General features: G+C 57.4%; 10 protein-coding genes. 9 read left to right on the top strand and 1 reads right to left on the bottom strand.

Features of this window, described 5'->3' with window-relative positions; genetic code table 11:
- Positions 1–69: 69 nt before the first annotated feature.
- A complete protein-coding gene (locus tag JMJ95_RS04755) occupies positions 70–1,236 on the bottom strand; it encodes an ISNCY family transposase (RefSeq protein ID WP_290683175.1) in 1,167 nt (388 codons plus the stop codon).
- A gap of 84 nt (positions 1,237–1,320) precedes the next feature.
- Here JMJ95_RS04755 and JMJ95_RS04750 point away from each other — a divergent pair, with 84 nt between their 5' ends.
- The 9 genes from JMJ95_RS04750 to JMJ95_RS04710 all read left to right on the top strand — a co-directional run.
- Positions 1,321–2,124, top strand: coding sequence for a TetR/AcrR family transcriptional regulator (locus JMJ95_RS04750; RefSeq protein ID WP_290683173.1), 804 nt, complete (start codon positions 1,321–1,323; stop codon positions 2,122–2,124).
- Positions 2,121–3,266, top strand: coding sequence for an efflux RND transporter periplasmic adaptor subunit (locus tag JMJ95_RS04745; protein WP_290683171.1), 1,146 nt, complete (start codon positions 2,121–2,123; stop codon positions 3,264–3,266). The genes JMJ95_RS04750 and JMJ95_RS04745 overlap by 4 nt, the downstream gene beginning before the upstream one ends.
- A 12-nt stretch (positions 3,267–3,278) precedes the next feature.
- Positions 3,279–6,341 (top strand): efflux RND transporter permease subunit, encoded by a 3,063-nt coding sequence (locus JMJ95_RS04740; protein ID WP_290683169.1) that lies wholly within the window; start codon positions 3,279–3,281, stop codon positions 6,339–6,341.
- Between the two features lie 25 nt (positions 6,342–6,366).
- Entirely contained in the window at positions 6,367–6,864 is a 498-nt protein-coding gene (locus tag JMJ95_RS04735; protein WP_290683167.1) for a hypothetical protein, read from the top strand.
- A 67-nt stretch (positions 6,865–6,931) separates the two neighbouring features.
- Complete coding sequence (locus JMJ95_RS04730; RefSeq protein WP_290683165.1) at positions 6,932–8,260, top strand: TolC family protein; 1,329 nt, start codon at positions 6,932–6,934, stop codon at positions 8,258–8,260.
- Between the two features lie 193 nt (positions 8,261–8,453).
- Positions 8,454–8,942: a hypothetical protein gene (locus JMJ95_RS04725; protein WP_290683163.1), complete on the top strand. Its 489-nt coding sequence runs from the start codon at positions 8,454–8,456 to the stop codon at positions 8,940–8,942.
- A gap of 27 nt (positions 8,943–8,969) precedes the next feature.
- Complete coding sequence (locus JMJ95_RS04720) at positions 8,970–9,479, top strand: hypothetical protein (protein WP_290683161.1); 510 nt, start codon at positions 8,970–8,972, stop codon at positions 9,477–9,479.
- Positions 9,480–9,855: 376 nt separating this feature from the next.
- A complete protein-coding gene (locus JMJ95_RS04715; protein WP_166670215.1) occupies positions 9,856–10,020 on the top strand; it encodes a hypothetical protein in 165 nt (54 codons plus the stop codon).
- A gap of 138 nt (positions 10,021–10,158) precedes the next feature.
- The coding region (locus JMJ95_RS04710; RefSeq protein WP_290683158.1) for a hypothetical protein at positions 10,159–10,586 on the top strand (428 nt) is incomplete at its 3' end.

Here is a 10,586-nt window from a genome sequence, read left to right as displayed (position 1 = left end):
ATCTCACACCTGAGGAATACTGGCGTTTGGGAAAGGCTGGATAGGAAACGGAAGGAATCCGAAGCATCGTTACGAAAATGGAAGATATTCGTGTGTTTTGACTGTCCATTTCTTGGGGGACACCGCATAGAGACCACCGTCGGAGGTGCGGATCGCCGTGACTGTCTCACCCCTGCGGAGAAGGACAATCTCTCCCTTTTCGTCCGCCAGCTGGTACTTTTTGCCCTGCCAGGATATCTCGGACCCGGCGGAAGCCTTGCGCTCGTCCCTGTGTCCCAGGATGAGCCGCAGCCTCTCCTGTTCAGGACAGGGGAGAAAATCCGTTGTCCCGTTCGCCGGCTCCACGCTGAAAAGCCCGTTGTGGAGTTCCATGTATGCGGGGAGAAAGTCGTTGGCTTCTTCCATAGTCCTGACACCGGCTACACGTATTTCCACCAGCAGGCGGTGCTGCAGCGTCCCCCACAGGCGCTCCACCCGGCCCTTTGCCTGGGGGCTGAGGGCCGGGATATGTTCTATGCCCAGCATGTCGAGCATCTTCCCGTAACGGGTGAGGGGGACGTTCCTTCCCTCGATGATGTCCTCCTCACTCAGCACCTCTCCCTTCTTCGGGGAGAAGAAGATGGTGTGGCGGTCCGTGTAGAGTGCCGCAGGAACGCCCCAGGTACCCGGCATGTCCTCCATGACGCGGAGGTAGCCTGAAGAACATTCGTTCTTCTCAAATCTCAGCGACAGTACCGTGCCGGTGGCGTCGTCTATGGCCCCGTGGAGCGACCATTTGTTTCCGTCCTCCAGCCACTCGAAGGGAGTGGCATCCACCTGGACCAGGCTCCCGAAACGTTCGCGGCGCTCTCGGCTCCGGTGGCTCTTCCTCCCCCTCCTTCCGTGGGGATTCCCCACTCCCGCGTCCTTGAGGATCCGCCCTATGGTCTTGGCGCTTATCCGTACTCCATCGATTCTGTCCAGGAGCTCGGACATGTGGTTCAGGCTCGCCCCTCTGTATTCCCCGGCAGCTTTGCCGCACACCATGGACCGCGTCTCCTCCGAAAGGGCATTCGGAGGTCTCCTGTTGCGGTTTCCGTGGGACAGGGAAGAAATGACCGATGTTCGGATCTTCCCTTTCAGACGGAAGATCTGCCTCCTGCTCATGCCGAGGCGGGCCGCACCTTCCGCAGCAGTCATCTCTCCTTTCACGACCCTGTCCAGGACCGCCGATCTCGTCGCTTCTTTCAGGCTCAAGAAAACATCGCTCCTCATCATCCGTATAGAATGACAGAATGACATTTCCCCCTACGGGGGTGCGATCCCTGTCCCGTTTCAGGGGTGACATTATCACTGTCTCGTAACATCGTTTCATTTGGTCTATTGACTAAATTTGAACGAAAGGATAAAATTGGCCGCATGTATGAAAAAGGTCGAACGAATAAAAATCATACAGAGGACGGAGGAAGCGTTTTGGCGACATATTCCAGCAGCGAGCAGACGCGCAATGCGTTGATACGGGCGGCGGGGGAGCTGGCGGCGGAGGTGGGATTCGACAACGTCTCCACGCGGGCTATAGCGTCCAGGGCCGGGGAGAATACGGGGAGTATCCACTACCATTTCGGGGGCAAGGAGAATCTTTTCAAGGAAGTGCTTATGGAGGCGACGCGTGATATGAGGGAAACGACGATTCCGGATATCTTCGCTCATTATGAACCCGTTCTGGCCACTCCCGAAGGGCAGAGCGCCGTTGTCCGGGCGCTTGTGCATTCCATGATTCGTTCTTTTTTCGGGAACGACGACCCTCTTTGGCACTGCCAGGCTCTTTTTCAAGTGCTGCGAAAGGCGAGCGATCTGCGGGATTTTATTGTGCAGGAAGTCCTGACTCCTTTCAAGATGATAGAGAAAACGCTGTTTAAATCTATATGTCCCGGTATGAGCGCAATGGAAGCGGATCTGCACTTTTTGATCCTTACCACGCCGATTTATTTCCATGCGGACAATATGGATGTCATTCTTGGCGCTTTAGGAATGGAAAAATACTCGAACGAGTATATAGAAAAGATGGAGGATATTCTCGTCCGGCAGACGCTCCTCTTTTTCGGCTTGCCGGATGCAACGAATGAAAGGAGCGAGCGGGAGTGAAACGGAAAACGGTTCTTGTGCTGATTTTTTCAGCGATCGTCATGGCCGCGGTCGGAGGGTTCGCGGTGTTCCGCACGATGAGCGCCGCATCGGACGGAGGGGTCGGCGCGAAGATGAAAGCGCTCTTCGCCGAGCCGCGTCCGGTACTGCTGGAGGAGGTTCGCTCCGGAAACGAGTCGAAAAGTCGAACCTACCCTGCGTCCGTGCAAGCGTCCAAGGAAGCACCGCTCTCTTTCAGAGTGAGCGGCCCTCTCGTGACCGTGAACGGACAACCCGGCGATTTTATCAAAAAGAACGCGGTGCTGATGGCGATAGATCCTCGGGATTTTCAGGATTCCATCCGCGTATTGGAGGCTCAGCTGTCGGGCGCGATGGCCGCTCTTGAGAAGTCGAGGCTGGATTTCGAGCGGTCGAAGTCGCTCTTGGGAGAGAACGTCATTTCCAGGGCGTCGTACGATGCGGCGAAGGGCGCGTTCGAAACATCGGCGGCCTCGGTGAAGGATATTCAGGCCCGATTGAAAATCGCAAGGCATCAACTGGCGGACACCAAGCTGCTCGCGCCCTTCGACGGCATCGTCGCGACCAAACGGGTGGAAAACCACGAGATGGTCAGCGCCGGGCAGGTGGTGTTGACCGTTCTGGATATATCGAGTCTCGAAATCAAGGCGAACATTCCCGAGAACGAGATCGCCCGGACGTCGCTCGCCCCCGGACAGGAGGCGACGGTAGGATTCGCCTCTCTTCCGGAGCGCACGTTCAAGGCGTTCTTGAAGGAGTGGAGCGCCGCTCCGGATCCGTCGACCCGTACGTATTCGGTGACCTTCGCGCTCCCCGCCCCTAAGGAGGCGCAGATCCTTCCCGGCATGACCGGAGAGATTTTCTGGGGAAAACAGGCGGATGCCGCGGACGCGGTTTCGGTTCCCGTAGGAGCGTTGGTCGCCGACGGCGAGAAGGGATCCGCAGTCTGGATATTCGATCCGGACACGTCCTCCCCGGTGAAACGAAGCGTTCGCACCGGAGCATTCAGTCACGGCGGGAACAGGGTGCTCGTGCTCGACGGACTGCGTTCCGGAGAGCAGATCGTCGTCGCCGGGGCGTCCTTCGTCGTCGAGGGCATGAAGCTCAGACCCATGTCGCGGTAGAGGTTTCGGCGAATGAATCCAGCGGTTTTCGCTCTGAAAAAACGTACCATTGTGTATGTGATGCTCATCCTCCTTTTCGTCGGAGGAGCGCTTTCCTACCAGAATATCGGCCGCCTTGAAGATCCTACATTCACGATCAAAACGGCCGTGGTGGTCACCCGGTACCCGGGGGCAAGCCCCGCCGAGGTCGAAATGGAAGTAACGGAGGTCGTCGAGGAGGCCATCCAGGCGTTGGGGCAGGTGAAGAAAATCTACTCCACTTCGCAGGAAGGGCTTTCCATCGTCTACGTCGATATCAAGGACTCGTATGCGACGGAAGAATTGCCGCAGGTATGGGACGAACTGCGCCGAAAGGTCGGCGACGTGCAGGGAAAACTTCCTCCCGGCGCCGGTCCGTCCTTGGTGAACGACGACTTCGGCGATGTGTTCGGCGTATTCTTTGCGCTCGTCGGCGACGGATATTCCTATTCGCAGCTCAGGGACTACGCTCGGGACGTGAAGAAGGAGCTGCTTCTGTGCAAGGGCGTCGCCAAGATCGAACTCTGGGGTACTCAGCAGGAGGTCGTCTATGTCGAGTTCAACCGGGCGCGCATGGCGGAGATGGGGCTCTCTCCCGGGCAGATACAGCAGGCGCTCGCGTCGCGCAATCTCGTGCAGTCGAGCGGCAACGTAAACGTCGGCGAAAGCTATCTTCGCGTCACCCCTACGGGCGACTTCGTCAGCGAACGCCTGATCTCGGACATCTACATCGGTGGAAGAGACGGTCTTGTCCGCTTGGGAGATGTGGCTACCGTTTCGCGCGGTTTCGCGGAACCACCGACGAACATAATGCGGTTCAACGGGCGTCCCGCCGTCGGAATAGGAATCTCCACGGTGGAGGGCGGCAACGTCGTTTCGATGGGGGAGGCGGTACGTCGGAGGATCGCCGAACTCGAGCCGGAGAGACCTCTGGGCATGGAACTGCACTCTGTTTATTATCAAAGCGAAATCGTCACCGAATCCGTGAATGCGTTCATTGTCAACCTGTTGCAGGCGGTCGGAATCGTCATAGGACTTCTTATGATCTTTATGGGATGGCGGAGCGGATTCCTTATCGGATTTGTTCTGGTGCTCAACATCCTGGTCACTTTCATCGGTATGTACCTTTTGAACATCGACCTGCAGAAGGTCTCTCTCGGCGCGCTCATCCTGGCGCTCGGTATGTTGGTGGACAACGCGATCGTGGTTGCGGACGGTTATCTGATCGGTATCGCCAGAGGAGTGGAGAGGGAGAAAGCCGCCGCCGACATCGTACGGGACACGCAGTGGCCTCTTCTGGGGGCTACTGCCGTCGCTGTTCTTGCCTTTGCGGCGATAGGGTACGCCTCCGGGGAGGTGAGCGAATTCACCCGGTCGCTCTTTCAGGTGATGGCGCTCTCTCTTTCGATGAGTTGGGTGTTGGCCGTTTCGGTGACGCCTTTGCTCTGCGTACGCTTTCTTCATGCCCCCGATTCGTCGGGCGACAGGGATCCGTACGATAAACCCATGTACAGGATATACCGCGGGGTGGTCCACGGTTTCTTGAAATATCGCGCCGCGGTGGTCGCGGTATCGCTGATTCTCCTTGTTCTGTCGGTGCTCGGATTCGCTCTGGTACCCACAAACCTCTTTCCGGCCTCGACCCAGAGATACTATTACGTCAACATATGGAGACCCGAAGGGACGCGAATCGAGAATACATTAAGGTCTTTAAAGGAAATCGAGGAGTATGTCGCCGGGCTCGACGGGGTGAAGAACGTTTCCGCATTCGTAGGGGAGGGGACGCTTCGGTTCATCCTCACGTACAACCGGGAGGATCCTAATTCGAGCTACGCGCAGCTTCTTGTGGAGGTCGAGGACTACCGCATGGTCGACGATCTGATCTATGAAACCGAGAAGTTCATGCGCCACAACATCCCGGATGTACAGGCCCACTGTACCAAGTTCATCACCGGTCAGTCGAAGGAGTATACGGTCGAGGCAAGATTCCGGGGACCGGATGTGGACCAACTCAAGAAGATCGCCGAAAAAGCGCAAGCGATAATGAGAGCGAACCCCAATGCCCGCGATGTGCAGAGCGACTGGAGGACGCCGGTTCAGGCCGTTCGCCCCGTCTTTTCCGAAGACCCCGCTCGGCGGGTAGGGGTCGGCCGGCAGGATCTCGCGCAAGCCATCGAGTTCAATTTCAACGGGATAACCATGGGGCTTTTCCGCGAAGGCGACGTCCTTCTTCCCATCGTTGCCCGTCCGGTGGAAGAGGAGCGCGCGTCGGTGCAGAATATCGAGGATGTTATGGTCTGGAGTCCTTCGGCGGGAGCCTACATTCCGATGCTTCAAGTCGCCTCCGGCGTGGAAACGGTCTGGGAAGATCCTTTGATCAAACGCCAGAACAGGCAGAGGGCGGTCACCGTGCAAGCGAATCCTGTGGTCGGACTGGCCGAAACACTGCGGCGGGAAGTGAAGGATGAGATAGAAACCATCATGCTGCCGTCGGGCTATTCGCTGGAGTGGGCCGGAGAGTATCTAGATTCCAAGGAAGCGGAGGATCCGCTGAAGATTTCCTTCCCCATCTGCCTGATCGCCATGTTCGTCCTCGTGCTCGGTCTCTTCAATTCAGTCAGAAGGGCTCTCATCGTCTTTCTCACTGTGCCGTTTTCCATCATCGGTGTGACGATAGGTTTTCTCTTGACCGGGCAGGCTTTCGGTTTCATGGCGATTCTGGGGTTTCTGGGGCTCTCCGGCATGGTCATCAAGAACGCCATTGTCCTGATCGACCAGATAGAGTTGGATATAGCCGATGGGAAGCACCCCTATAGGGCGATTCTCGATTCCGCCGTCAGCCGTCTGCTTCCGGTTGCCATGGCTGCCGGAACGACGATTCTCGGTATGCTCCCTCTGATTTTCGATCCTTTCTTCTCGGCCATGTCGGCCACGATCATGGGAGGGCTTTTCGGAGGCACGTTCCTGACGCTGCTGCTCGTTCCCGTTCTGTACAGTCTCTTCTTCAAGATACCGGCCGACGACAGGTATCTGAGCCTTGATGGGGCCGAACCGTAGACTCCGTCCGAATAGGAGGATACGAATGGATCACGTATTGTCGTTTTATTGGGGGCCGCCCGAAGACGAAAGTTTGAAGGAGCTGTTCCAAGAGTATCAGGAGGACCGCCGGCGTGGAGAGAGGAAGATGTCGGGGGATTGGGAGGCCTTCGAAGGGTACGCCGCGCTCTCTCTGTTCAAGCCTTCGGGGTCTGGAACGAGCGTTATGGAGTCGTTCTTTCAAGCGCATTGCCCGCTCTCTCTTTCAATTAAAGGGTACTGTTTTCAGATGGAGCTTCGCAGAAAAATCTGGGTTGGGTGCGTTTCCATTTCGAGAAAGGACGTATCGTTCGCATCGGATGGAGGAACGGAACTACTTTGGCCGCTTTCCGGGGTGGTCAATACGGCGGTATCGGTGGAATTGGCCTCCCGCTTGAAAAGAGAATGGGTGGGCTGGGTGACGGTCCGTCCCGTGGAGTGGGACTTCGAGAGGATTCGTCTTCTGGAGAGGGTACGTCTTTCGGAGAGAAAGGCATATCGATGAAGCGGATGCGGTTATCGGGTGTGCGTGCGCTTCGGATTTTTTAAAATGGGAAGGAATGTTCTTGTGTATGTATAGAAAAACATGCGTATGGTTGTTTGTTCTGTGTTCTTTTCTGTTCGCCATGCAGGGCGAAGCGTACGGAGCGGAGGGAACGCTTACTCTTGAGAAGGCGCTCGCTCTTGCCCGCGAGCACAACCCGTCGCTCGCGGTGGCCGGAGAGCAGGTCGTCCAGTCGGAAGCCGATGTGGAGAAGGCCTCGTCCGCGATGGGGCCGAAACTGCAGGTGCAGGCGAGCTACACCAGATACAACGAGGATGCCCGGAACCCCGTGTTCGACGGGACGGGCCGGCCGACGGGCGGCTATATTCTGGAGGGTTTCGAGAACACGTGGCGGACCGCCGTCGTGCTCACGCAGGTGCTGTACAGCGGAGGCTCGCTTTCGGCGAACCGGGCCGCCGCTCGGTTGCGGACGGAGGCGCAGCGGGCGCGGGAGATCCGCACGCTCCAAGGGGTGGAGAACGGGGTGAAGCGGGCGTATTACGACCTCCAGCGCGCGCGAGCGTTTCTTGTGATCGCGGAGGAGTCGGCGCGACTGGCGAAAGAGCATCTCGCAGTCGTGGAGGCGCTTTTCAGGCACGGGGCAGTGGCGAAGAACGAAGTGCTCAGGGTACAGGTGGACGTCTCCAACGCGGAACTGCTGCAAATCCAATCGGAGAATGCGGTGAACGTCGCTTGGAAGGGGCTTTCGAGGGCCGTTGGAATCGCACTTCCCGAAAAGGCGGCGCTTCCCGAACCGGAGAAGCCGTTGGAGGGAGTGGAGTTCCCGCCCGACCCCGAACGGCTGGCGTTGGAGAGCCGTCAGGAGATGCGCGCCCTCGATTTCATGCGCCAAGCCGCGCTCGAAAGCGTGACGGCGGCGGAGGGACAAAGCAAACCTCAAATCTTCTTCGAGGGTAAGTATCAGGACGTCGGTGACGGCTTCTATCCGGACAAGGAAGATCAGTGGACGCTTTCTCTTGTCGCGCAGTGGACGCTGTACGATCACGGCGAGGTGCGTTCGCAGGCGAAGAAAGGGCGTTCCATGGTCCGGGAGTTTCTCGGCCGGATGGACGATCTGGAGAAACAGGTGATTCACGAAGTGGCCACCGCGCGGTTGAACCTGGAATCCGCGCTGAAGAGAACGGATGTCGCGCGTACTCAGGTGATCCTGGCCGAGGAGGACTACCGTATGGCGTTGCAGCGCTACCGTGTGCAGGCGGGAACCAACCTCGACGTTCTGGATGCGCGGGTAGCCCTCGTCAACGCGCAGAACAAGCTTGCGGCGTCCGTCTACGACGCGTACACGGCGCGCGCCGACTTCATACATGCTCTCGGTGGAGGGTACGAGGAGAGGTAATTTCTTCTGTAGGTATTGACGAAGAGCGAGCGGATTCAAGAGCCTTTCGCGCTTATTCCGCGCGATGCCATGCGCTATCATAATGCGGGAACGCCCGAGGCCTTTTCGAAAGGCGAATTATCATGCTTCGGTGTTCCCGCATCGCGCTCCGGCGACCTCTCGAGTTCGCCGACTTCGAAAGCGAGGGAATTCCATGGAAAATAATCACGTGTCCCCTTTCTCATCACCCTGGGAAATTCAACGCTTTCTCAGCGCCATCCCGTATAACTCCAAGGAGGAGTGCAAATCGCCGAAACGCGTGCTTGCCGAGCGAAACGCGCACTGCTTCGAAGGTGCGCTCTTCACTGCCTCACGACTTCGGGAGCTGGCGGTTTCAGGAGTAAAACCGGGAAGCATAGCCCATATGCTTGTGGAGCTGTCGAGAGATGACCAGACGGTCAGGCGCTCAACTGACATGAACGGAGAGTTTGTTTTCGATAATATACGCCCGGGAAGCTGGAATCTGAAGTTCTACGAAGCTGGGCTTCCCACAGGATATCGGTTCGAGACCGAGTCGAAGACCATCGAACTGGCCCCGGGAGATACGGTGGAGATGGTGAACCTCATTTTCCCGAAAAAGCGGACCATACAGTTTATTGACAGCGGCACGGTCACAACGTCCTCTTCGGGAAAAAAGAAATAAATGGCGGGGAAAGGGGGAAAAGGCACCATGGAAAGTCACCGGACCGGTTTCGTATGGATACTGGCAGTTTTGATCCTTGTCGTTTCCGCCGAAGGGATTCCGCTGTCCGGGCCCTTCTGTTCCCCGCTGGACGCGGCGGAATCGGCCGCCCTCCCCCTGGAGGTCTCCATTCCGGAATATTGGGGCGTTCACGTAAAGGGGGCCTCCGTATCCATGGTTGCCATGATCGGAGGCAAACCGGCGGAAAGCTCCTTTTCCTTCCTCCTTTCCTCCACAGGAAATACCCCGAGAAAGCTGACGGCCCGCCTTGCGGCGCCCCTGCCCGCCGGAATGTCCATGACGGTGGAGGTGCCTTCCGCCCAGGGAGGCCGGTCAACCGGGCCCCAGTCCCTGGGAACCGGTGAAGTGGATCTCCTGACCGGTTTTCGGGGGCTGTTCGGCGCCGGCGGCAGGGGGATGCTGAAAATGAAGGGCAGCAACAGCCTCGCACCGGGTGCGGGGCAGGCTGTACTGGTTCTGGCTGTTCGCGATATGTAGGACTGCCCGGAGCGTGGGGGTACGGCAGGAAATTACGGGGTCGGTCCTCCTGTTTCCATGGCTGGTTCTGCCCGGGGCCGGATGGACAAGGACGGCATCATGCTTGTGTCCGACATTGCCGGCAAGAAAGCGGTCTTCTTAAAGAAGATAAAGCCGTAACAGAACAGGGTGGGCTGATACGCAGAGGGCGGGGGAATCCCCCGCCCTCCTTTTTAATTTAACTCCGGACCAACATCCGGTGTTGCCTGCACCCTCAGCTGGAAGGGAAGGAGGTCATACCCCCCTGTCCGGCCGGTTCTGAAACAATCCTCCCTTGACAGATCCCTGGAAGAAGAGGAGAATTCGAAAAAATCGGGAGAAGGGAGAGAGGATGAAAATGCTGAAGAGAATTATGGAAATAGACGCGGCCGCTGCCGATTCGATCAGGGGCGGAAAAACATGTGACTGCTCCTGTGACTGTACCTGCGCCATGAGTTCCGTGACGGACGACACCATGACGTCAACCCGTGATTCCAACATGCTCAGCACCTATGCCTCGTGAACATCCCAGTAATTAAGAAGAGAGAGTTTTTTTTCTTTCTCCCGGCTTCTCCCGCCCAGTGCAGGAAAAGCCGGGAAAACTGTATAGAGGAGCGGCGCTTTCCCTGTCGAAAAATTTCGAGTGCAGAAGGGGAGAAAAATGGCAGATATTCCGGCAGCCTCTGTGATAAACGACCGCTACCCTATGGTAAGGCTCTTCCGGCATGGTGAAGATGTAGTTCTCTATGACGGGAAGGCCCATTTCGCGGTGATCCTGTCCAATGATGAACTTGAGGTACTTGAGGCTTTTCTGGCAGGAAGACAGGAAGAAGAAATTGTCGCCTCTTTTTCTTCCCGCCTGGGACGGAACCCCATTGCCGAACTCTGCGGGAAGCTGGAAAGGCTGCGTGAGAGGGGAGTTTTCACCGGGGGGCCGGCGGAAACCGTGTCTCCGGCCGGCAAAGAGGAGATCCGGAACCTGCTGGAGTATTATGACCGCAATATCCTGCTGAGGAAATTCTGCCTCGAGGTGACCGAGGACTGTAATTTCCGCTGTACCTACTGCAAAAGAACCATCGCGGACGATTT

The sequence above is a fragment of the Aminivibrio sp. genome, assembly GCF_016756745.1.
Lineage (GTDB): Bacteria > Synergistota > Synergistia > Synergistales > Aminobacteriaceae > Aminivibrio.
This window is presented reverse-complemented; position numbering and strand designations above follow the sequence as displayed.

Bases quoted from the DNA above. Each gene is read 5' to 3' on its own strand.
- JMJ95_RS04725 (WP_290683163.1), top strand. From the start codon at position 8,454: ATGGAAAATAATCACGTGTCCCCTTTCTCATCACCCTGGGAAATTCAA.
- JMJ95_RS04715 (WP_166670215.1), top strand. From the start codon at position 9,856: ATGCTGAAGAGAATTATGGAAATAGACGCGGCCGCTGCCGATTCGATC.
- JMJ95_RS04735 (WP_290683167.1), top strand. From the start codon at position 6,367: ATGGATCACGTATTGTCGTTTTATTGGGGGCCGCCCGAAGACGAAAGT.
- JMJ95_RS04730 (WP_290683165.1), top strand. From the start codon at position 6,932: ATGTATAGAAAAACATGCGTATGGTTGTTTGTTCTGTGTTCTTTTCTG.
- JMJ95_RS04720 (WP_290683161.1), top strand. From the start codon at position 8,970: ATGGAAAGTCACCGGACCGGTTTCGTATGGATACTGGCAGTTTTGATC.
- JMJ95_RS04740 (WP_290683169.1), top strand. From the start codon at position 3,279: ATGAATCCAGCGGTTTTCGCTCTGAAAAAACGTACCATTGTGTATGTG.